This is a genomic window from Sphingobium sp. FW305-3-2-15-F-TSA7 (genome assembly GCF_058787155.1).
The window spans coordinates 101502-123394 of the sequence record NZ_JBYSZM010000019.1; the positions used below are offsets into that span (position 1 = coordinate 101502).

19 protein-coding genes are annotated in these 21893 nt (G+C 63.4%); 13 read left to right on the forward strand and 6 right to left on the reverse strand.

Translation table 11 applies throughout. The features are described 5' to 3' along the window. Positions 1–10 precede the first annotated feature (10 nt). The 3 genes from AC3WN8_RS16295 (at position 11) to AC3WN8_RS16305 (ending at position 4159) form a co-directional block, all read left to right on the forward strand. A complete protein-coding gene (locus AC3WN8_RS16295; RefSeq protein ID WP_492670503.1) occupies positions 11–763 on the forward strand; it encodes a fimbrial biogenesis chaperone in 753 nt (250 codons plus the stop codon). A gap of 88 nt (positions 764–851) precedes the next feature. Continuing rightward, the gene (locus tag AC3WN8_RS16300) at positions 852–3167 is read left to right on the forward strand and encodes a fimbria/pilus outer membrane usher protein (protein ID WP_492670504.1); all 2316 of its coding nucleotides are present in this window, start codon (positions 852–854) and stop codon (positions 3165–3167) included. Next, the gene (locus tag AC3WN8_RS16305; protein ID WP_492670505.1) at positions 3158–4159 is read left to right on the forward strand and encodes a Csu type fimbrial protein; all 1002 of its coding nucleotides are present in this window, start codon (positions 3158–3160) and stop codon (positions 4157–4159) included. Before AC3WN8_RS16300 ends, AC3WN8_RS16305 begins: the two co-directional genes overlap by 10 nt. A gap of 194 nt (positions 4160–4353) precedes the next feature. Here the strand turns inward: AC3WN8_RS16305 and AC3WN8_RS16310 are convergent, their stop codons facing one another. From AC3WN8_RS16310 to AC3WN8_RS16320, 3 genes are all read right to left on the reverse strand, one after another. Beyond that, positions 4354–5220, reverse strand: coding sequence for a DUF3011 domain-containing protein (locus AC3WN8_RS16310; protein WP_492670506.1), 867 nt, complete (start codon positions 5218–5220; stop codon positions 4354–4356). A gap of 275 nt (positions 5221–5495) precedes the next feature. After that, the gene (locus AC3WN8_RS16315) at positions 5496–5675 is read right to left on the reverse strand and encodes a hypothetical protein (protein WP_492670507.1); all 180 of its coding nucleotides are present in this window, start codon (positions 5673–5675) and stop codon (positions 5496–5498) included. Positions 5676–5888: 213 nt separating this feature from the next. After that, a complete protein-coding gene (locus AC3WN8_RS16320; protein ID WP_492670508.1) occupies positions 5889–6449 on the reverse strand; it encodes an outer membrane protein in 561 nt (186 codons plus the stop codon). A gap of 456 nt (positions 6450–6905) precedes the next feature. Here AC3WN8_RS16320 and AC3WN8_RS16325 point away from each other — a divergent pair, with 456 nt between their 5' ends. Continuing rightward, on the forward strand, positions 6906–7499 hold the full coding sequence (locus tag AC3WN8_RS16325) for a TetR/AcrR family transcriptional regulator (protein ID WP_492670509.1): 594 nt from the start codon (positions 6906–6908) through the stop codon (positions 7497–7499). A gap of 100 nt (positions 7500–7599) precedes the next feature. On the opposite strand, the gene AC3WN8_RS16330 is transcribed toward AC3WN8_RS16325, so the two are convergent. Then, positions 7600–8073 (reverse strand): DUF6306 domain-containing protein, encoded by a 474-nt coding sequence (locus tag AC3WN8_RS16330; protein WP_492670510.1) that lies wholly within the window; start codon positions 8071–8073, stop codon positions 7600–7602. A 546-nt stretch (positions 8074–8619) separates the two neighbouring features. Between AC3WN8_RS16330 and AC3WN8_RS16335 the strand changes: the two genes are divergently transcribed. After that, positions 8620–9402, forward strand: coding sequence for a phytanoyl-CoA dioxygenase family protein (locus AC3WN8_RS16335; RefSeq protein WP_492670511.1), 783 nt, complete (start codon positions 8620–8622; stop codon positions 9400–9402). 96 nt (positions 9403–9498) lie between these two features. Continuing rightward, on the forward strand, positions 9499–10821 hold the full coding sequence (gene glyA, locus AC3WN8_RS16340; protein ID WP_492670512.1) for a serine hydroxymethyltransferase: 1323 nt from the start codon (positions 9499–9501) through the stop codon (positions 10819–10821). 171 nt (positions 10822–10992) lie between these two features. Here glyA and AC3WN8_RS16345 read toward each other — a convergent pair whose 3' ends face one another. Together AC3WN8_RS16345 and AC3WN8_RS16350 are read right to left on the reverse strand one after the other, a co-directional pair. Continuing rightward, on the reverse strand, positions 10993–11586 hold the full coding sequence (locus AC3WN8_RS16345; protein WP_492670513.1) for a LysR substrate-binding domain-containing protein: 594 nt from the start codon (positions 11584–11586) through the stop codon (positions 10993–10995). Positions 11587–11591: 5 nt separating this feature from the next. Next, positions 11592–11876, reverse strand: a complete 285-nt coding sequence (locus AC3WN8_RS16350; protein ID WP_492670514.1) for a LysR family transcriptional regulator — start codon at positions 11874–11876, stop codon at positions 11592–11594. A 235-nt stretch (positions 11877–12111) separates the two neighbouring features. On the opposite strand from AC3WN8_RS16350, the gene AC3WN8_RS16355 reads away from it, so the two are divergent. The 7 genes from AC3WN8_RS16355 to AC3WN8_RS16385 all read left to right on the forward strand — a co-directional run. After that, on the forward strand, positions 12112–13281 hold the full coding sequence (locus AC3WN8_RS16355; protein WP_492670515.1) for an SGNH/GDSL hydrolase family protein: 1170 nt from the start codon (positions 12112–12114) through the stop codon (positions 13279–13281). Positions 13282–13471: 190 nt separating this feature from the next. Then, on the forward strand, positions 13472–14566 hold the full coding sequence (locus tag AC3WN8_RS16360) for a dipeptidase (protein WP_492670516.1): 1095 nt from the start codon (positions 13472–13474) through the stop codon (positions 14564–14566). A gap of 133 nt (positions 14567–14699) precedes the next feature. Then, positions 14700–15950 (forward strand): DUF885 family protein, encoded by a 1251-nt coding sequence (locus AC3WN8_RS16365; protein WP_492670517.1) that lies wholly within the window; start codon positions 14700–14702, stop codon positions 15948–15950. Positions 15951–16197: 247 nt separating this feature from the next. Beyond that, on the forward strand, positions 16198–18528 hold the full coding sequence (locus AC3WN8_RS16370; protein WP_492670518.1) for a TonB-dependent receptor: 2331 nt from the start codon (positions 16198–16200) through the stop codon (positions 18526–18528). Positions 18529–18605: 77 nt separating this feature from the next. Next, positions 18606–20720, forward strand: coding sequence for a PQQ-dependent dehydrogenase, methanol/ethanol family (locus tag AC3WN8_RS16375; RefSeq protein WP_492670519.1), 2115 nt, complete (start codon positions 18606–18608; stop codon positions 20718–20720). 7 nt (positions 20721–20727) lie between these two features. Beyond that, complete coding sequence (locus AC3WN8_RS16380) at positions 20728–21192, forward strand: GlcG/HbpS family heme-binding protein (protein ID WP_492670520.1); 465 nt, start codon at positions 20728–20730, stop codon at positions 21190–21192. A 125-nt stretch (positions 21193–21317) separates the two neighbouring features. Then, on the forward strand, positions 21318–21893 hold a 576-nt coding region (locus AC3WN8_RS16385), incomplete at its 3' end, for an amino acid permease (RefSeq protein WP_492670521.1).

The window sequence follows — 21893 nt, forward strand, 5'->3', positions numbered from 1 at the left end:
GGGGACGTTTATGCGAAACTGCATCATTCCGGTTGCCCGGCTGCTCGCATCATTGGGGATGATGCTGCCCGGCGCGGTACTTGCGCAGTCTGGCGCGGTGCTGATCTGGCCGGTCGACCCGGTGATCGAAACCACGCAGCGCGCGACCGCGCTGTGGCTGGAAAATCCCGGCAAGACACCGATCCAGCTTCAGGTGCGGGTGTTCGGCTGGCAGCAGTACGATGCCGGCGATCTTTATGCCCCACAATCCGAAGTGGTCGGCACGCCGCCGATGGTCCGGATTGAGCCGGGCCAGCGCCAGCTTGTCCGGCTGACGCGTACCGAGGCCGTGCCGGCTGGTACGGAGCGCGCCTATCGGGTCATCGTCGACGAGATTCCGCTGGCGGATGCGCCGCCGCATCAGGCGAGCGCGGCGCGCATCCAGTTCCGCATGCGCTACGCCATTCCACTCTTTTCCTATGGCGAAGGGCGGTCCCGGCCGAATGCGGGCGCGTCCAAGGCGTCGCCGCAATCGCTCGGCTGGCGGATCGTGAACGAAGGCGGGAAACGGTTTCTGGAAGTGCGCAATGCCGGCCAGACTCATGTGCGGCTGGTCAATGCGGGCTTCGAGGCGGACAAGGCGCCGTTCGCCCCCGGGCTGCTCGGCTATGTGCTGGCAGGGGCCACGATGCGCTGGCCGTTGCCGGACGGCGCAGGTGCCGGCGCGCTCAGGCTCAATGTGAATGGCGAGGCCATGACCATGGGCGCGTCGAGTGGCGGCTGAAACGATGATCGCGGGACGCTTTCTTTCCCTTTCATGTGGGACCGGCATCGGCCGGTGATGCGCAGTGCGATCCGTTCCTTCAGCGCGGATGCGCAGGGTACGGATGCTGCCCGGCCTGCTGGCCTGCCTCGTCGGGCTTGTCGCGCAGCCGCTCTTCGCGTCCTCCGGCCGGTTCACCGGCATCCCGGCAGCGGATGATGGCGCCGTGGCGATCGGGGTGCAGCAGCTTCAGCTCGAGCTTGTCGTGAACGGTGCGTCCTCCGGGCTGATCGTGCCCGTGACGCTGGCCGAGGGCCGGTTCCAGATGGCGGCATCCGATCTGGCAGCAGCGGGCATCGCGCTGCCCGCCGGCCTGTCGGGAGAGATTGCGCTCGACGGGCTTCCCGGCGTCGCGATCGATTATGATCAGGCCAATCAACGGCTTCGGATCGACGTTCCGACGGACTGGCTTCCGCGCCAGTCGATCGGGGCATCCGGCACGAAACGCGAGCGACCGCAGAGCAGTTTCGGCGTGGTGCTCAACTATGATCTCAACTTCACCGACACCGATGATCGTGCCCCGCGCACAGCGGCATGGGCCGAAGTCCGGATGTTCGGCGATTTCGGGCAGGTATCGCTGACCGGTGCGATGCAGGGGCGGCACATGATCCGCTACGACCTGAACTGGACCTATTCGGACGACGAGCACATGGTCACTTATGAGGCCGGCGATTTCGTCACGCGCAGCCTGCCCGGCAATCGCCCGGTCCGCATGGCGGGCCTCCAGATATCGCGCGATTTCTCGGTGCGGCCCGACGTGATCACCTATCCATTGCCGGCCTTCGCAGGCGATGCGCGCCTGCCGTCAGCGGTCGACCTTCTCATCGACGGTTATCGCACCGGCGGCGGGCAAGTGGCGCCTGGCGCTTTCGCCATCGACGCGATGCCTGGGCTCAATGGTGCGGGACAGGCGACGCTTGCGGTTACCGACATGCTCGGTCGACGCGTCATGACCACCATTCCCTTCTATGTCAGCAACGACCTGCTTCGTCCGGGTTTGCTCGATTTCTCGGGATCGGTCGGGGTGCTGCGCCGGAACTATGGACGAAAGGATTTCGACTATGGCGCACTCGCTGCGACCGGCGCGCTGCGCTACGGCGTCTCGCCATTCGTCACGGTGGAGGGTTCGGTCGAGGCGAGCAGCGGATTTGTCGCGGCCAATCTGGGCGCGCTGGTTCAACTCGGCAATGCCGGCGTGGTGAATGCCGGCTATGCGCTGAGCGACGAGCATGGCGAAAGCGGCGAACGGCTGAGCGTCGGTTATCAATATCGCGCGCGCCGTTTCGGCTTCGCCGCCAGCCATGTCCGCGAGAGCGAGGATTTTTCGGATCTCTCCAGCCTGGGCGACCGCCACAGCGCACGGGTGACGACCACCATTGCCACCAGCCTTTCGAGCGACGCACTCGGCAATTTCGGCGCAAGCTATATCGCGACGAGTGATGGGCGCGGTCAGGATCTCGGCCTGGCGAGCGGATCATGGTCGATGCCGCTTGCAGGTGGAGTCACACTTTTCACGTCGGGCACCTATGAGGTTCGCCGCCGTCAATGGGCGGGCGCGTTCAATCTCATCCTGCCGCTTGGCGGGCGGCGCGGTGTCGTTGCGGCCAGTGTCGCGCGCGAGGCGCGGGGCGCGACGACGCTGCGCGCCGATTATAGCCGTGCGGTTCCGGCGGGCGGCGGACTGGGCGGCAGTGCTACGCTGGCGCGCGCGTCCGATACGGGATTCTACGGCGCGGGCGAACTCGCATGGCGCACTGCCGCGATGGAAGTGCGCGGCGGCGCATTTGGGCGCGCGGACGATATCACCCGCTGGGCGGGCGTCAGCGGATCGATTGTCGCGATGGACGACGATGTGTTCGTTGCCAACCGTATCGCCGATTCCTTCGCGCTGGTGAACACCGGAGGCCGCGGCGGCGTGCCCGTGCACTACGAGAATCAGCTTGTCGGCAAGAGTGACGGGAACGGGCATGTCCTCGTGCCATGGGTCACCGCTTATTATGCCGGACGCTATTCGATCGATCCGTTCGGACTGCCGGCCGATGTCTCGGTGCCCGTGGTCGAGCAACGGGTCGCCGTGGCGCGGGGCAGCGGCGTGGTGCTGAACTTCGATATCAAGGCCATGCGTTCGGGCCGTATCACGCTGGTCGACGGCGCAGGCGCGCCGCTTCCCGTCGGCGCGGTCGCTTCGGTCAATGGCGGCGCGCCGCTTGCCATCGGATGGGACGGGCTGCTCTTCGTCGAGGCGCTCGAGGAATCGAACAGGGTCGCGGTCACATTGCCCGATGGCGGCCGGTGCAGTGCCGAAATTCCGGCGCCGGCACGGGATGTGGAGGTTGCGATGATCGGGCCGGTGACATGTCGCTGATCCGCGTCATGCTCGTCATGATGGGCTGCATTGGCGCGCTGGCGGCGGGTGATGCGCATGCGCAGACCTATGGTTCCTGCACCGTCGCCACGGCGAGCTCGAGCCTGGGTTCGGTCAGTTCCTTCGTCGCCGCCAGCACCGTTCAGCAGGGCAGCGGGTCGAGCGGGCTCGGCTGCAGTGCGATCTCGATCGCGACCACATCCTATCTCAAGGTTCGACTGGAGAGCTCGAGCTTCACGCTGGTCGGGCCGGGCGGGCGGACGATCCCGTTCGCGGTATCGTCCACGTCGGGTGGTGCCGCGATCCCGGCGGGGTCGGAGGTTGATTTCTCAAGCTTCGATCTGCTCAACCTGTTCTCGGGGCCGGGCGGTACGCTGCCGCTCTATTTCCGTACGACGCCCACCGCGGGGCTCGCGGCGGGCACATATCAGGGCAGCGTCAATCTGCGCTGGTATTTCTCGGTCTGCTCGCTGGGTGTGGCCGTCTGCCTGTCCTATTCGCAAAGCCCGGGCTTTGTCCGTCCGATATTGCTCACGCCCCTCAATTGGGGAACCGGTGTGCCGGTGACCATCAATATCTCGCTCACGGTCGAGAATGACTGCATCATTGCCGCGCCCGATGTCGAATTCGGCACGGTGGCGCTCGTTTCGCAGTTCAATCCGGTGACGCGAACCATTTCGATCCGGTGCAGCGCGGGGGCGAGCTATTCGGTGGGGCTGAGCAATGGCGACAATTATGCCGGCGGCTCGCGGCGCATGCGGCTCGATTCCAACTATCTGCGTTACGAACTCTATCAGGGCAGTTCCGGCTCGAACCGCTGGGGACCGAGCGGCGGCGAACGGCGCAGCAGCGCCACGGCCGACACCAATCCCGGCACTTATGACGGAAGCACGTTGCAGGGTTTCACCTACCGCGCGATCATCGATCCCGCACAGGCGACGCCGACCGCGGGCCGCTACCTCGACACGATCATTCTCGATGTGGTGTTTTAGAGCGATTTCGAGGCAGGCCGAATCGCCTGTCGACTCGGAGCCGCAGGCCAGCGAAGCTAAATCGCGGTAAACAAAGGAAAATTCAGGGTCGATCCGGTTCAATCCGAACCGGATCGACTCTAGCGGCCGGACTCGGGACTATTGTCAGAATGGAGGGGCGGGGCCGTTCGCTCCGCCCCTCCATTCTGTTTCGTTCAACTCGTAAAGTCGAGTTGCACCACCTTGTTCGGCGTTGCGCGGCAATAGATCGGAACCGACCGGTCGCCATCGGGATAGGTCGCGGTCAGATCCGCTTTGAAACGCCAGCCGCCATTGCCGGGTTCGGTGCTGGTCACCCGATCGAAGCGCAGCCGCGTCCCGCCGGTTGCGCCGATCTGGCGCGATGCCTCGAACAGGCAGGTCTGCATCGACGGCTTTGCAGCGGACGGAATCGACGCAAGATCGGCCGAGATCGCGGCGGGCGGACCCGGCGGATAGCTTGGCGGCGTTGCGGGCTCGCTGGTCTCTGCGGGGGCGTTCGTTTTCTTGCTCCGGCTCGCGAGCAACGCGACGAGGCCGGCCGCCACGGCGACGCCGCCGATGATCAGCCCGGTGCTCGGGCCCTTGTCCCTGTCGGGGCGGTCATTGCCCCAGTCATTTCCCCAATCATTGCCATATCCATAGGCGAAAGTGCCCCGGCAATTGCGCGAAACCCAGATCGAACGCCGGTCATAACCCCAGTTGCGTCCTTGCGAGCAGCTGCCGCCCCGGGTGAGCAATACGACGCGGTTCTCGGTGCGCGCGTTGCAGCGCGTGGTCCGGTTGTTGCGCGATTCACAGACGATCCGTCCGGCATAGCCGCGATCTCGATCATAGCCGGGATAACCCGGATTGGGTCGAGGTGGCTGGATCTCCGGGCGACCGGGAACGGGGTGGGGCAGCGGTACAGGGCGATCGGGAATCGGTCGAGGCAAAGGGACCGGTCGATCCTGCGGGGCCGGCCGTGTCTGAGCCATCAATGGTGCGATGGATTGCGCGGTCAGCGCGGTCGACAGAATGATTGCCTTGAGCGTGCCTCTCATGCCGAGTCTCCCATTTCTGAAAGCGATCCCATTTGGTCGTTTCGGCATCAGTATAGTTTGGTTGTTCGCGCGGGGTAGCTCAAATCACCCTAAAGAATGCGTCAAGATTCCAGCAGGTTTATTGTGTGGGATTCTTGGCGAAAATCCAATCGATCCAGGCGAAGACATGGCGGGATTTCACGCTTCGGATTGATATGAGCCGAAACGATCATGACCGGCACTGCCGAACGATACCCGGTCGAAAGGCCGATCTCCGCAGCATTGGGTCTGCTCGGCTATATCGCGATGACGGGCACGGTGCGTTTGGTGTCGCGGCGGGCCATGTCCCGCGCCGCTCTTTTGGCGAAGCGCGCGGCGCGCGCCAGATGCATGAGGCGCGCGAGCCTGTCCGAGGCGGCTTCGGCGGCGCGCAGCTCCAGTTTCCAGCGGCGAATGAGGGCGGCACGAAACGACATGATCCTCGTCTCCTTCGAGACGCATTCTTACAGCAAATTTCCCGCCATGGCGGCAGGGCCGACCGCAGGTCCGGAGCGTCACGTCGCAATTTCGATATGTCGGGGGATGATGGCCAGGCTGGCTGCCCGATTGCGACTCGCGGGATGGGGAAAGTGATGGAGGATGGGAAAAAAGCGCTGGCGGTCGTCTCACCGCCAGCGCTCATGTCGGACTTAGAAGCTGATGCCGACGCCCACCAGGCCCTGGTGGCGGCTGATATCGGCTTCGTAGTTGGAGTAGCGATACTCGACCTTGCCGTAGACCTTGCTCGAAATGCCGAACTGATAGCCGGCGCCGGCGCGCAGGCCATCGGCATTGTCGCCGGCGCGGGTGGTGGTCGCACCGTTCTTGTAGCTGGCGATGACGCGGGCGTTGGTGTAGCCGGCGAGCAGATAGAGCTTGCCGGTTTCGCTGAGGTTGTAGCCCATGCGGACAACGGCGCTCAGGTCGCGACCCGCGGCGACGCAGGCGCGATCGCCGGCGACGCTGACATCGCGCACGCATTCCTTCGTGGTCGAATCGTCGAAGCTCGCCTCGACGCCGATGAACATCGCGGATCCGATATTCTTGTCGAAGCCGACCGCAACGCCATAGCCGACGCCATCGCCGGACTCGCCGGCGACGCTGACATTGTCATAGGCGCCGTGGACTTCGGCGCGGACGCCTTCAGCGTGCGCCGCAGGCGCAGCGATGAGGGCTGCCAGGCTGGCAGTTGCGAAGATTATCGATTTCATAAAATTCCTCTTGAGTGGGTTTTGGGTCAGCCGTCCCAGTCACCTGACGGGGGCGCATCTAGGCGACGCCCCGTGTGGCTGCCACGGATTTCTGCCAAAAATGGATATATAATTACGATGTATTGTAATTTTACAACACATTGAGCGCTATATAATTTCTGAAAAAGTCAAGATTCATTTTCTATGGCCGGCACTAGCAGAATTGCGTGCCGCCGCCGAGCGCCACGTCGCGCCATATTGCGACAATGGCTGATCGAGGCACGAAGCATCCGTCGGATCATCGCCCGAAATCGCGCCCATGAGCGGGCGGGCACCCATCGGATCGCGCGCAATTTCGCGTTGCGCTTGTCATTCCCGCCACTTATCTCGGGGCTGTCGCGCAGTTTCGGAGCGAGCCGTGCGCGAGGGCTCGCCACGACCGCCGATGATCCTGATCATCTTTTGAAGGAGCCGGGATTGGCACGTACCCAGGCAGCGGATTTCGAACAGCGTCGCGAAGCGATCGTGGAAAGGGCGGCCGGGCTTTTCGCCCGTGCCGGCTTCAACGGTGCGTCGCTCGCCGACCTGGCTGCCGCCTGCGATACGTCGAAGTCGCTGCTCTATCATTATTATCCCTCGAAGGAGGATATCCTCTACGCGGTGATGGCGTCGCACATCGACAAGCTCGTGGCCGACGTCGATCAGGTCATGGCGCGCAAGGCGGATCCTGCCATCATGCTGGACCGGCTGCTTCATGCCTTCATGCACCATTATGTGGGCGCAGCCGAGCGCCAGAAGGTATTGCTCAACGAACTCGACAATCTGCCCGCCGAACGCCGCGCCGAGATTGTCGGCAAGCAGCGCAGGGTTATCGAGGCAGTCCAGTCGCTGCTGACCGCGCTCCACCCATCTCTTGCACGCAATGCCGCGCGGGCCCGCGCGCAGACCATGCTGATCTTCGGCATGATCAACTGGACACATACCTGGTGCGATCCCGATGGCCCGGTCAGCGTCGACGAGATTGCGGACATAGCGCTGGCCGCAGCGCTTGCGCCGGTGGCCGGCGCCTAGACCAAGATCAAGCGATCAGCCTCTAGAGCATCGTGCGGGCGGTGGCTTCGCTCTCGGCGCGGCACGGTCGCGCCGATACCGGCCGGCTGAGTCTGCCCCTCTAAAGAGCGGAAATATGTTCGGCGCGCGCGACATTCTCGACATGGCTCGTGCGCATCTCGGCCAGCGCCGCATGCAGCGTCTCATCGCGGATGCGCGGCAGCAGCGCGCTGAGCGTGCGGACGACCCAGCGCTGGCCGCGATTGAGGAAGGCAAGCCGTTCGGCGGGGGCGGGGATCGCCATCGCCTTGGCATAGAATGCGCCGCAGCGCCGCGACGGGGATCCGCCCAACCGCAATATCTGTGTGCGCAGCATCACGCACCATCGGGTTTCGTCGCGCTGGATCGCGTGGAGCAGCGTCCGCATGGCTGGTGGTGCGTCGCGCTTGCTATGCGATGTGACGCGAGCGCCGGCGCGCTCGGCCTCGAGCAATGCGTTCAGGGCGGCCAATATTTCGGCGCGATCGGCATAGCCCATATAGGCGTCGCTGCCCTGATCGGCATAGCAGACGGGGGAGGCGGGTTCGTCGCTCATCCCGAAATCGCCGCCGCGGCGCGCAAGCCGCCGCGGATCCGCGCCATTACTTCGAGAAAGGTTCGGGCGATGCCGATATCTATGACAGCAGTCCTTTTGCATTAATTGCACAATAATATTCATTTTCTTGAAGGGAATAACAGGTCGATGATCCTCGACAAGGAGGCGTCACCGATGGAGCATCCCGGCGTCATCAGGCCATATTGACCCGATCCGGAGCCCGGCCGCGATCGATCGGCCGGCCAATCATCCGCCCACGAACACTCAAGCAAGATATCGGCCGGAACAGGTCAATCCCGACCTGGGGTCTGCTTTCCGAACCAAATGCGCTGAAACGAGAAAGGAAAACTACTGCTCTGAGATGATGCTTGCGTGAAGTTTTCTCGCTCTAGGGTCTGCAAGAATTAGAAAGCCTATCTCTTCGGGCCAGTATTACTGGCTTGCGGTCGCGGTTGGATCGGCCAATTTGTCGACGACCCGATCGCTCGTTCGTCCCACTCGGTGAGGAATCGGCAACGGCAAGGCATGCAGCAGAGGAAAGGCAATATGAAACTCCCGCAGACTCTCGTCGACGAGTATCATCAGAACGGATTCCTGGTGATCCCAAATCTCTTTTCGGCGGAGGAAATCTCGGAAATTCGCGGCGCGATGGAGCGGGTGTTCGAGCAGGATGATCCTGCCAACGTCAAAGAGAAGAAAAGCGGTGTGGTACGTACGGCCATGGGGTTGCATCTGCGCGACGAGATCTTCGCGCGTCTGGTCCGTCATCCTCGACTGGTGGAGCCGGCCCAGCAGATCGCGGGCCCCGACCTCTACGTCCAGCAGGTCAAGATCAACGTCAAGGCCGCGTTCGAGGGCGAGCAGTGGCAATGGCATCAGGATTTCTCGACGCATCGCGAGGATGACGGTGTGCCCGAACCGCTCGCGCTCAATCTGCACATTTTCCTCGACGACGTGACCGAGTTCAACGGCCCGCTCTATTTCCTGCGCGGCTCGCACAAATTCGGCAGCGTCGCCACCTGGCACGACAATGTCTCCACCAGCTACCCGCTCTGGGTGGTCGAGGAGGACAAGGTCCGGGAGATCGCCGAGACCTGCCCGGTGGTGTCCGCGACGGGAGGGGCGGGAACCGCGCTGATCTTCGGTGATTGCCTCGTCCACGGATCGCCGCCGAACATCTCGCCGTGGAACCGGAGCATCTTCTCGCTCATCCTAAACCCGGTCGGCAACGCATATACCCAGGAGAAGCGGGAGGATTTCCGCCATCACCGCGATCTGACGCCGGTTCGCCCGCTCTCCGATGACTGTCTGCTCGAACCGGCGGCCTGATCGCCGGCCACGGCCGGGATCCTTCCGGCTTCAGCAAGGGGCGGGCGCGCCCGCGCTCGGCGCGGACCGCGCCGCCACCAACGAAAGATCAAGATCATGACTATATTGGCGCGCCGATCCTGGGTCGGCAGCGAGAGCGAAGACCTTGTCCAGTCGATAGCGGTCTCGGTGGCCGGCACGTCGTCGGACGCGATCGACGACCGGCTCCATCGGCTGATCGACGAGAACCGGCGGATTCACGAGGTCGAGTGCGTGAACCTCAATCCAGCGACGAATGCGATGAACCCACGCGCCGAACAGGTGCTGGCCAGTGGTCTGGGAAGCCGCCCCTCGCTGGGATATCCCGGCGCCAAATACGAGATGGGCCTGGAGGCGATCGAGCAGATCGAAGCCATCACGGCGCAGCTTGCGGCGGAGGTCTTCGGCGCGCGCCATGTCGAGTTCAGGCTGGCGTCGGGTGCGATGGCGAACCTCTACGCCTTTATGGCGACCTGCAAGCCCGGTGACAGCATCATCGCGCCGCCGGGCGCGATCGGCGGGCATGTGACCCATCACGGTGCCGGGGCGGCGGGTTTCTACGGGCTCGACATCCACGCCGCACCCGTCGATGCCGATGGCTACACCGTCGATGTCGCGGCACTGGCCGAACTCGCCAGGCAGGTCCGGCCAAAGCTGATCACCATCGGCGGCAGCCTGAATCTGTGGCAGCATCCGCTGCGCGAGATCCGCGCGATCGCCGACGAGGTCGGGGCCTATGTGCTGTTCGATGCGGCGCATCTGTGCGGCGTCATCGCGGGCCAGGAATGGCAGCAGCCGCTGCGCGAGGGTGCGCATCTGCTGAGCTGCAGCACCTATAAGAGCCTGGGCGGTCCACCCTCGGGGCTGCTCATGACCGACGATGCCGTGCTGGCGGAGAAGATCGAGGCGATCGCCTATCCAGGCCTGACCGCGAATTTCGACGTCGCGAAGACGGCGTCGCTGGCGATCGCGCTGCTCGATTGGAAAGAGTTCGGTGCCGCCTATGCGAAGGAGATGCGGGCGACCGCGTCCGCGCTCGCGCAGGCGCTCGACGAACGCGGCGTTCCCGTCCTGCGCGGATCGAGGGGCTTCACCGAATCCCACCAGCTCGCGGTGCGCGCGGCCGGCTATGGCGGCGGCCACAATGCGGCGAAACGCCTCCGCGGCGCCAACATCCTCGCATCCGGCATCGGGCTTCCCATCGATCCCGTGGCCGACGACTTCAATGGACTGCGCTTCGGTACGCCGGAGATCGTCCGTTGGGGAATGACGGCCGCCGATATGCCCGAGCTGGCGGATCTGGTTGCCGAGGGATTGGCGGCGAACGACCCCGCGGCGCTCGCCGAACGCGTCACCGCGTTCCGATCGCGATTCCGGACGCTGCATTTCGTGCGGAGCTGAGTCAGCCGGGCAGGGCCAGCAAACCCTATGTCATTCCCGCGAACGCGGGAATCCAGCTATTCTGTGAAGCATCAGAAAGAAGAAGAAGCTGGATTCCCGCGTTCACGGGAATGACAATTGGGGTGTCTGAATCCGGTCGATCAAATCCCAGCATCATCGCGGCGCAGCCGCTCAGCCTTCCGGCGGTCTTGCTTGCTCCAGGATCCAGTTCAGGAAAGTCTCGGCGGCATCGGACAGCGGGACGGCCGCCTTGGTCAGCAGATAGAATTGATTGTGCGCGGTCACCCGCTTGTCGGACAGGATCTGAAGCTTGCCCTGTTCGAGCAGGTCGCCGAGCAGCGAGGTGTGGCCGATCATGAAGCCGCGCCCGCTCACTGTCGCTTCGACGGTCATCGAATAGAGCGAAAAGGTCTGGGTGATCAGATTGTCCGGGCGCATCTGGCCGGTGCTTGCCAGCCAATCGTCGAAATCATTCTGCCAATATGTGTCGACCATCAGCGGCGCCCCGACCGGCAATCCACGCTCGTCTATCTCGGATGCCTCGATCAGCGCCGGGCTCGCCATGGGAACGAGTTCGTCGAAGAACAGCTCACGATATTCGCAGCCGGGAAATGGCGGCCTGCCATAACGGATCGCCACGTCGAAATTCGAGGTGCGGAGATCGATCACGACCGGGTCGGCCCAGATTTCGACGGTCGCATTGGTATGGAGCTTGTGGAAAAGGTCCATGCGCGAACCCAGCCACAATTGTGCCAGCGCGGGCAATATGGTCAGCCGAACCGCTCTGGCGGTTTGCGTCGACGTGATTTCCTGCGTCGCAAGCGTGAGTTGCTCGAGCGATGGCCGTACGCGCTGCGCGTAACGTTTGCCCGCTTCGGCTTCACGCCCTGGGGGTAACGCTGAAAGAGGCTGACACCCAGGAACGCTTCGAGCGCCTTGATCCGCTGGCTGACGGCGCCCGGCGTTACGCCCAGGCGCAATGCCGCCAGCGCGAAACTTTCGGTCGCGGCTGAAAATACGCGGAGCCAGTCGAGGTTGGGCAGGTCGCGCGACATTAGGCGTTCTCTGCCTTCCCGGTCTCATGATTTTTCATTTTGCGCCCCCCTGATTTCCACAGTGTCGCGATGTGATGCTCAGATGCGCCATTTCAATAGAGTGTCATCGTAAAGCAGATGGTCGGATTGACAAGTCCAATCTTCGGAATTCGATAGATTTTCTATGTGTTGACGACTATGATGATACCGTTCGCATATTGCTCACCCGTATCGTCTTCAGTCCCGGACCCCGACCATGACCATCGCACAGCACTGGATCATCACCCCCATCGGTCACGACCTTCTGCGCGGCGCGATCGAGATCGAGCGGACGGCGCAAGGGATATTGCCGCACCGCCTGCCGGCCTGGGCGCGTGCGCAGTGCGCGGATCCGCTGCTGGCGATGACCGAAAGCCAGCCATCGGGAGTCCGCCTGGTCTTTCGCACTGCCGCGACTGCCATCGCGTTGGACGTGCTGCCGACCAGGCGCATTTATGCCGGTTTTCCCCCACGCCCCGATGGGGTTCATGACATGCGCGTCGATGGCCGGCCGGTGGGCCGGGCCAGCGTCGCGGGCGGCAATATCATGCGCATCGACATGATGACGGGCTCGGCCGTGACCGAAACCGGCTCGCCGGGAAGCGTGCGTTTCACCGATCTGGCGGAGGGGGACAAGACGGTCGAGATCTGGCTGCCGCATAATGAAATGACCGAGTTGATTGCGTTGCGCACCAACGCGCCCGTCGCGCCCGTCGCCGAAACGGGCCGCAAGACCTGGCTGCACCATGGCAGCTCGATCAGCCATGGTTCGGACGCTGCGAGCCCAACCGGTATTTGGCCGGCGGTCGCCGCCTTGCTCTCCGGCGTCGAACTGATCAACCTGGGGTTTGGTGGCAACGCGCTGCTCGATCCCTTCACCGCGCGCACCATGCGGGACACGCCGGCCGATCTGATCAGCGTCAAGCTCGGCATCAACCTGGTCAACACCGACGCGATGCGTCTGCGCGCCTTCGGCCCGGCCGTTCACGGCTTTCTCGATACCATCCGCGAGGGGCATCCGGCGACACCGTTGCTAGTCGTTTCTTCGATCCTTTGCCCGATCCATGAGGACACTCCCGGGCCGACCGCCCCCGATCTTGCCGATGGGCAATTGCTGTATCGCGCATCAGGCGATCCGCGCGAAGTCGCTGGCGGCAAGCTGACACTGAGCGTCATTCGCGACGTCCTCTCGCGGATCGTGGTGGAGCGCGCCGTGGCTGATCCGAATATCCATTATCTCGACGGGCGCGCACTTTACGGGGAAGCCGACCATGCAGCCTTGCCTTTGCCCGACAGGCTGCATCCCGATGCGGCGACACACCGGCTGATCGGTGAGCGTTTCGCCGGGCTGGCCTTTGCGCCCTCCGCGCCGCTCGATCCGGCGTAAGGCAAAGTCAGTCTAGCCCTGACTTGGAGCTAAACCTCCGTTTTAAGCCAGTAAGAATGAGAATATCTTAGGCTGCGAGTCAGCAATACTCGTTTGCGCGATCGGGTCGATTCCCGCCAGATTGCCGGCGCGCCAGGAACCGCACGACAAGAATGCGGCTGCGATCGAACGAAAGGGGCGGGCCGACAGCATGAACCGGAGAGAATATCTGTGTGCCGCCATGGGCGCGGCGGCGGCGGGCGCGCTCGCCCGTCCTGCGAGCGGCCGGACGGCGGACAGGGCGGAAGCACGGCGGCTCCAGGATTCGACCTTGCTGGTCGACGGGCTCGATCCGTCCGGGCTGACCGAGAAATATCTCGGCATGATCGAGGCAGCGGGAGTCGATTGCTGGCATCAGAGCATGGGCGGTTTCGACAGCTTCGTGAACCTGCTGCATTTCTGCGACAAATATTCCAGCCGCATCGTCCAGGTCGGCACTGTGCGCGAGATACGCGCGGCGCAAAAGGCGGGGAAGGTCGGGCATCTGTCGGGCTGGCAATCGGCAGAAACGCTGATCCGCGACGGCGATACGGTGATGCCGGCAATCAGGAACCTGCGCGCCTATCGCGAGCTGGGCTTGCGGATCTGTGGCCTCGTCTACAACACGGCCAGTGCGTTCGGCGGCGGCGCGCTCGACCCGAGCGTGGCCCTTACGCGCGCCGGCAAGCGGCTGGTGGAGGAGGTCCACAAGCAGAGGATCGTCCTCGATGTCGGTGGGCATTCGGGGGAGCAGACCTCGTTCGACGCGATCGAGATCTCGCAGGGCGTGCCGGTCATCTGCTCGCACACCAATTTGCGCGCGCTGGTCGACAATCCACGCAACATGACCGACCGGCTGATCGAGAAGATCGCGGCGACGGGCGGCGTCATCGGCCTGACCAGCGTCAACGATTTCCACGCCCGCAGCGTGAAGGACGAGAAGATCCCGGTCACGCCCCAGGTCGCGCTGGACAAGCATCTGGACCAATATGACTATCTGAAGCGGCTCGTCGGCGTCGATCATATCGGCCTGGGACCTGACTTCATGTTCGACCGGCCCGATCTGGTCGCGATCATTCCCGAACTCTGGCCGCCCGACGTCTACAGCAACAATCCGCCATGGTTCATGGTGAAGGACTTCGGCACGATCAGCGAATTGCCCAACGTCACCCAGGGGCTGATGCAGCGCGGCTGGTCTGACGCGGAGATCCGCAAGGTGCTCGGGGAGAATTGGCTGCGCGTCTACGAAAAGGTCTGGGGCGCCTGAACAAGGCCGAGACTTCGACGATTCAAAATGAAAAGAGTTGGGAGATTGTCTGTGGCGCGTTCGAGACCTGAGCGGTCTGGTCATTTCGGCCTTTATATGGCCGCCCAGTGCGCTGGCCGTTTCGGGCGCGGGCGTGATCGCGTCGTTGGCGGAGGCGCAGGGCGTCACGACGGAGGATGTGCGGATCAATGCCTGGTTCAATGCCAAGTTCGAGGAGCAACTCGATTTCAGCCCGATGGGCCGCTCGTACATGGGCGACAAGAAGGCTTACGACAAGGTCGACGAACCGGCGGACATGGATGCCTATATCGCGCGGATCAAAGGGCTTTCGCGCGCGCTGCTTCAGCGCCTCGAAACGGCGAAGCTGAATGCCGCCGCTGGATCGCGTCCGCCCAGATTCGCTTATGACGGCGCGATCAAGCAGGGATATGCGCTGATCGCCGGCGCGCCCTTCGATGGCGTGGGCGACAACAGCGTCTGGACCGATGCGCAGGCGAAGGCGGACGCGCTCGTCAAGGCGGGCAAGATCGATCAGACACAGGCCGACCGGTACAAGGCGGCGGCGCGCAAGGCGCTGCTCGAGGATTGGGGGCCGGCCTATCGCCAGATCATAGGCTGGCTGGAAGCGGACCGGTCGAACACCGATGTGGTCGCGACCGGGGTCGGCAAGAACCCCAACGGCAAGGCCTATTATGCCGAGCGGCTGTTCGAGTCGACGACGACCGCGGATCGGATCCACCGGATCGGCCTGTCCGAAGTCGCGCAGATCAAGGGCAAGATGGAGGCGATCAAGCAGCAGGTCGGCTTCAAGGCCAGCTTGCGGGCCCTCTTCAAGTTCGTCCGCAACGGGGGCTGGAGTTTCACCGATCCGGCGCGGTTCGTTCCAGCTTATATCGTCTTCGTCGGACTGACCGGCATCGTTTCCGCCACCGCCCGGGGACTGGGCGAGGAGATCGGCTGGCGCGGCTTTCTCACGTCGTATCTGCACGCCCGCTTCGGCTATACCGGCGGAACCCTGGTGACGGGCGTCATCTGGACGCTGTGGCACGTGCCGCTGATCCTGTTCGCCAATTACAACAATGGCGCGCCCAGCGTCTTCGCGCTGACCTGCTTCTTCATCATGGTGATGAATCTGAGCTTTATTATGACCTGGCTCAGGCCCAGATCGGGCAGCGTCTGGCCCTGCGCCATCCTGCATGGCAGCCACAATCTGTTCATCCAGCAGATCTTCACGCCGCTGACGTCTCCGCGGGGGAGTCTCACGGCTTATGCGATCGACGAGTTCGGTTTCATGATCCCGGCCGTCACCTTCGTGGTGGCGCTTGTCTGTTGGCTTTACCGCGACCGGGCGATCGCCGCCGATCGCGCTCTCGAATCCCTTTAGGGTGAGAATGGCTAAGCCTGTGCCGCAAGAATAATCATTTGCACATCGGTCGGGTTCTGAAGACTAGTCGCGCCCTCAGAGAGGGGCGAAATGTCATGAATATCGCAGGCGCAACCGCTCTGTCCGCCGAAGTTCCGGGCGAACTTCGAAACATCATCCAGACATGATCTTCCGTCCGTTTCGAGGCGGAGATTGAGAAAAGAACCGGCGACAGACCAGCCGGACCTAATCCTTGGGAGGTAATAGAGTGTATCGATCCATCCGCTTTCGCGCCGTACGGCTTGGCCTTTGTCTCGCTGCCGGTTCGGCGCTGGCAGCGGCATGTGCCGCGAACGCGCAGGACGTCGACCTGTCGACGGACGAAGCCCGTGCCAATGACGGCGAAATCGTGGTCACTGCCCGGAAATCCAATGAACGGATTCAGGATGTGCCCGTTTCGCTGACCGCGGTTTCGGCCGACACGCTGCGCGATCGCGGCGCGGTGGATGTGAAGGACGTGCTGCGCAGCGTGCCGGGCCTCGCCAATTCGGGCACAGAGCGCGGCCTGTCGCGCTACAGCATCCGCGGCCTCAGCACCTATGCCTCCTCACCGACGGTCGGAATCTATCTGGACGATGTTTCGCTGGTGACGATCTCGACGACGTTCAGCGGCGGCTATGATCCGATGTTCTTCGACGTACAGCGGCTGGAAGTGCTGAAGGGGCCGCAGGGCACGCTCTATGGCGGCAGCGCGATGGGCGGGGCGATCAAATATGTGAGCGCGACCCCCGATCCGAGCCGGTTCAGCGTCGATACTGCGATCGGCGCCGCGATGACCGCGCATGGCGGCCCGTCCTATAATGGCGAAGTGGTGGTGAACGCCCCCATCGTCCAGGACGTGCTCGCGATACGCGCGGGCTTCTATTATCGCCATGACGGCGGCTATGTCGACAATGTGCCCGGCGACATGCAGGATACGCTCAAGTCCAGCACGGCTTTCCCTGTCTTCACACCGTTCCGCCAGGATGCGCTTTCCAGCCGGCGGACGAAGAACCAGAATTTCGGCGACACCTATGTCGGCCGGCTTTCGCTGGAATGGCGGCCGGACCCGAGCTGGGTCATCCGTCCGCAGATCTTCTACCAGGATTACAAGCAGGCGGACACGGGGCAGATCTTCCTCGGTCGTTCGGACATGAGCTCGTCCTATCGGATCGCGCAGCCCAGTTTCGACAGCTCGGGCATCTACAGCCTGAACGTCGAGAAGGATTTCGGCGGCGTGAAGGCGACTTCGCTCACCGCCTATTTCGATCGCAAATTCAGCTATGTCCGCGATTACAGCTTCTTCATCGGCGGTCTTGTGCCCGCGCTGTATCCCAATGTCAGCCGAAATGTCTCGGACAGCGACACCGGCACGTTCAGCCAGGAATTGCGGCTGGCATCGAACGGCGGCAAGGACGCGCGCTTCAAATGGCAGATCGGCGCCTATTATTCGGACCAGGATGACCGGCTGATCCAGTCGGTCAACACGGCCGGCGCCACGCCGATCGTCGGAACCGAGCTGGTCTATTTCGGCGATACCTTCACCAACACCAAGCAATATGCGCTGTTCGGCGAGGCGAGCTACACTTTGTTCGACGGCTTCGACGTCATCGCCGGCGTGCGCGTGTTCAAGATCGACCAGCGCGTCGACATATTGGGCGACGGCCCGTTCAACGGCGGCCTGACCGAGATCAAGAACCGCCGCAGCAAGGAGGATGGCGTCAATCCCAAGGTTGGCCTGTCGTACAAGCTGGCACCGGACAATATGGTCTACGCGTCGGCCGCCAAGGGCTTCCGACCCGGCGGACCCAACCGGTTCCGCATCAATCCCGATCTCTGCCGCGTCGATCTGGACGAGCTGGGTATCGACAATGCGCCCGACAGCTTCGGGTCAGACAATCTGTGGACCTATGAGGCCGGCACCAAGAACATGTTCGCCGGTGGCAAGGTGATGGTGAATGCGTCCGCCTATTTCACCGACTGGAAAAAGATCCAGCAGGCGATCGGCTTGGCGAGCTGCGGCTTCGGCTTTACCGACAATATTGGTAGCGCGGAGGTGAAGGGGTTCGAGCTCGAAGCGCGTGTCGAGCCGTTGCGCGGTTTCCAGATCGGCGGCACCGCCGCTTATACCAAGGCGACCGTGACCGAGGCGGTGCCGGGCACCTCCGCCCATGTCGGCGATCCGTTGCCCAATGTGCCGAAATGGATGGCGACGGCCTATGCGGGATATTCGTTCGAACTGCCGGGCATGTGGAATTTCGATATCCGCGGCGAATATCAATATCAGGGCAAGGCGCGCTATTCGTTCGATCCCGATCTGCCGGTGACCTTCCCGGGCGGCATCGCGGGCAATATCCCCAATCCGATCGAGTTCCGGGAAAGCTATCAGGTCGTGAACCTGTTCGCCTCGCTCAGCCATGAGGATACGGCGATCCGACTCTACGCCAACAACCTGTTCGATGTCCGGCCGCAGCTCGATGTCGAGCTTGGCGGGGGCGTGGACCGTTTCTCGACGATCCGGCCGCGCACCATCGGCATCGAGCTGCGCCAAGGCTTTTGACGATTGGCGCGCTTTTGACGATCGGCGCGCCTGTCGGTGGCAGGCGCGCCCGTTCGCGGCATCGGGAAGAGGGCGAGATGATGATCGGATATTGGGTGAAGCGGACTCTTCGGCGGCTGACGCCAGCGGTCGGCCTGTTCTCGATGCTCCTGACGGGCTGTGGTGGCACGGACGGGCAGGGCGGGGGCGCTGCCTGGCAACAGGAAACCGCGCATTATTATCTCGCTTCGCAGATCGATGCATCGAACGCGCCCAAGCTGGGCGTCGCCTGGGAGTTCAAGGATTTTGTCGTGCGCGGCCGCACGCATCGCGGCGTCGAGGCGACGCCGGTGGTGGTCGACGGCGTGATGTACACCAGCGGCCCGTGGAGCGTGGTTTATGCGCTCGATGCGAAGACCGGCAAGCTGCTGTGGCAATATGATCCGGAGGTCGACGGCCAGTTCGCGCGGCGAACCTGTTGCGACGCGGTCAATCGCGGCGTCGCGGTCGCCGACGGCGTTGTTTATGTCGCGACGCTCGACGGCTATCTGGCGGCGGTCGACGCCAAAACCGGCAAGGAGATGTGGAAGGTCGACACGATCACCGACCGCAGCCGCAGCTATGCCATCACCGGCGCGCCGCGGGTCGCGGGCAATGTGGTGGTGATCGGCAATGGCGGCGCGGAAATGGGTGTGCGCGGCTATGTCACCGCGCTCGATCGCAAGACCGGCAAGCTCGCCTGGCGCTTCTTCATCGTGCCAGGCGATCCCGCCAAGGGGCCGGACGAACATCCCGAAGTGACCGAGGCACGCAAGACCTGGGATCCCAAGTCGCGCTGGGATCTGGGTGGCGGCGGCACGGCGTGGGATTCGATCGTCTACGATCCCGACACCAACATCGTCTATATCGGCACCGGCAATGGCAGCCCGCATCCGGCCTGGTCGCGCAGCCCCGCGGGCGGCGACAATCTCTATCTGTCCTCGATCGTCGCGCTCGACGCCGATAGCGGCCGCAAGAAATGGCATTACCAGACCACGCCGCAGGATAGCTGGGACTATACCGCCACGCAGAACATGATCCTGGCCGATATCAAGATCGGCGACCGGCTCCGAAAGGTCATCATGCAGGCGCCGAAGAACGGATTCTTCTACGTGCTCGACCGCGTGACCGGCGAATTGCTGTCGGCGGAGAAATACACGATCGTCACCTGGGCGGATCGCGTCGACCTGAAGACCGGACGTCCGGTCTTCACTGCGCAGTCCGATTACAGGAATGGAGAGAAGCTGGTCTGGCCGTCCGAGGCGGGCGGGCATAACTGGCCGCCCATGGCGTATAATGCGGGCACGGGCCTCGTCTATATCCCCGTCCTGGAAGCACCAATGACCTTCAAGACGGCGCCGCAGCCCTATCGGGACTATTCGATCGTCCAGGGCGTCCAGACTTCTTTGCCCGGACTGCTCGAAATGTTCGGGCTCGAAGCGCCACCCGTGCCGAAGGGCCAGCCCAAGCCGAAATTCGAACAGGTGCTGAAGGCCTGGGATCCGGTGAAGCAGAAGCTGGTCTGGAGTTCGAAGGTGATGCCCTTCTGGAGCGGCGGCGTCATGACCACCGCCAACGGCTTGGTCATCCAGGGCTCGGCCGACGGCTATCTGACCGTCTATGACGGGCGCGACGGCAAAATTCTCCACCGGATCAACATCGGCACCGGGATCATGGCTGCGCCGATGACCTATGAGATCGACGGCACCCAATATCTGGCGGTCGCCGCGGGTTTCGGTGGTGCCATGAACGGCGGCTATCTGCCAGGCTGGGCGGCGGCGGAGCGTGAGAATGGTGCGCGCCTGTTGGTCTTCAAGCTGAATGGCGCCTCGCAGCCGGCATTGCCGCCTTTGCTTGCCAAGACGCCGCTCGTTCCCGCGCCCGCCAAATATCGCGGCACCCCGGCCCAGGTCGCGCGCGGCGAGCAACTCTACACGCGCAACTGCGCCCGTTGCCATGGCGGTGCGGACCTGCCGGGCGGCTATCCCAATCTGTGGACGATGACGCCGGAGACGCACGACGCCTTCATGCAGATCGTGCGGGAAGGGGCTTTCGCACAGGCGGGCATGGCGTCGTTCGGCGATGTCCTGAGCGAGCAGGATACCAGGGACATCCACGCCTATATCGCCGGGCCGATCGCCAAGTCGAAGCCCGAATCCAAAAGCCTGCATTGAGGGTCGTATGATGAAGCGTGCGTATTTCCTGCCGTTCGCGGCACTGCTTGGCCTGACGGCGCCCATGGCTGCTCAGGCGCAGACGGCGTCGCCTTTGGGGCTCGATGAAGCCCTGAAAATGGGTGGCGAAGCGCTGAAGCTCGCCAGGGCCAGGGGGCGCCCGGTCTCCGTCGTGATCGTCAATCGCGAGGGCCGGGTCATCACCGCGATGCGGATGGACGGCGCGTCCTTCGTTTCGCTCGATGTGGCGACGGCCAAGGCGACGACCGCCGCCGCCGTCGGTGCGCCGACCGAGGCGCTGGAAAGTGCGATCGATGCGGGCAAGACCTCGCTGCTGTCGGTGCCGGGGCTGAGCCTGATCACCGGCGGCCTCCCGGTGTTGCGGAACGGCCAGGTCATTGCCGGCGTGGGCGTCAGCGGTGGTTCGCAGGAAGATGATCGCACCATCGCGCAGGCGGCCGTCGGCAACTAACCACCTCCCGCTTGCGGGAAATGGGCGGGGCAGGGCGCGGGTGCTTCTGCAGGATTGATATGCCGCGCTGGTGATCGACGATCGATCCGGCCGTTTCGCGCGTCGTGCTCCAGGGAAAGTTTTTAATGAGCAAGTTACTCAGAAGAAAGACGATTCTGGTCGGTGACGAGCAGCCTGTGGATCAGCGCATGGCGCGGACATTGTCCTGGCCGCATCTGGTGGCTTTGGGTGTCGGTGCGATCGTCGGCACCGGCATCCTCACCCTGATCGGCGTAGGCGCGGATCGCGCCGGCCCCGCCGTGCTCATCTCCTTCGCGGTCGCCGGGCTGATCTGCGCCTGTGCCGCACTTGCCTATGCCGAGATGTCGACGATGATGCCGGCATCGGGCAGCGCTTACACGTACAGCTATGCCGTGCTGGGCGAGGTCTTTGCCTGGATCATCGGCTGGAGCCTCATCCTCGAATATTCGCTGGTGGTCTCGACCGTCGCGGTCGGCTGGTCGGGTTACGCCACGCCCTTGCTGCATGACTGGCTGGGCTATCCGCTCGAACTGGCCAAGGGGCCCGAGCTTGGCGGCATCATCAATCTGCCCGCCATCTTCATCATCGCGGTGGTGGCCGGTCTATTGTCGATCGGTACCAGGGAAAGCGCCACGCTCAATGCGGTGCTGGTGCTCGTCAAGATCGCGACGCTCACTTTG

Bases quoted from the DNA above. Each gene is read 5' to 3' on its own strand.
- AC3WN8_RS16295 (WP_492670503.1), top strand. From the start codon at position 11: ATGCGAAACTGCATCATTCCGGTTGCCCGGCTGCTCGCATCATTGGGG.
- AC3WN8_RS16300 (WP_492670504.1), top strand. From the start codon at position 852: ATGCGCAGGGTACGGATGCTGCCCGGCCTGCTGGCCTGCCTCGTCGGG.
- AC3WN8_RS16305 (WP_492670505.1), top strand. From the start codon at position 3,158: ATGTCGCTGATCCGCGTCATGCTCGTCATGATGGGCTGCATTGGCGCG.
- AC3WN8_RS16310 (WP_492670506.1), bottom strand. From the start codon at position 5,220: ATGAGAGGCACGCTCAAGGCAATCATTCTGTCGACCGCGCTGACCGCG.
- AC3WN8_RS16315 (WP_492670507.1), bottom strand. From the start codon at position 5,675: ATGTCGTTTCGTGCCGCCCTCATTCGCCGCTGGAAACTGGAGCTGCGC.
- AC3WN8_RS16320 (WP_492670508.1), bottom strand. From the start codon at position 6,449: ATGAAATCGATAATCTTCGCAACTGCCAGCCTGGCAGCCCTCATCGCT.
- AC3WN8_RS16330 (WP_492670510.1), bottom strand. From the start codon at position 8,073: ATGAGCGACGAACCCGCCTCCCCCGTCTGCTATGCCGATCAGGGCAGC.
- AC3WN8_RS16335 (WP_492670511.1), top strand. From the start codon at position 8,620: ATGAAACTCCCGCAGACTCTCGTCGACGAGTATCATCAGAACGGATTC.
- glyA (WP_492670512.1), top strand. From the start codon at position 9,499: ATGACTATATTGGCGCGCCGATCCTGGGTCGGCAGCGAGAGCGAAGAC.
- AC3WN8_RS16350 (WP_492670514.1), bottom strand. From the start codon at position 11,876: ATGTCGCGCGACCTGCCCAACCTCGACTGGCTCCGCGTATTTTCAGCC.
- AC3WN8_RS16355 (WP_492670515.1), top strand. From the start codon at position 12,112: ATGACCATCGCACAGCACTGGATCATCACCCCCATCGGTCACGACCTT.
- AC3WN8_RS16360 (WP_492670516.1), top strand. From the start codon at position 13,472: ATGAACCGGAGAGAATATCTGTGTGCCGCCATGGGCGCGGCGGCGGCG.
- AC3WN8_RS16375 (WP_492670519.1), top strand. From the start codon at position 18,606: ATGATGATCGGATATTGGGTGAAGCGGACTCTTCGGCGGCTGACGCCA.
- AC3WN8_RS16380 (WP_492670520.1), top strand. From the start codon at position 20,728: ATGATGAAGCGTGCGTATTTCCTGCCGTTCGCGGCACTGCTTGGCCTG.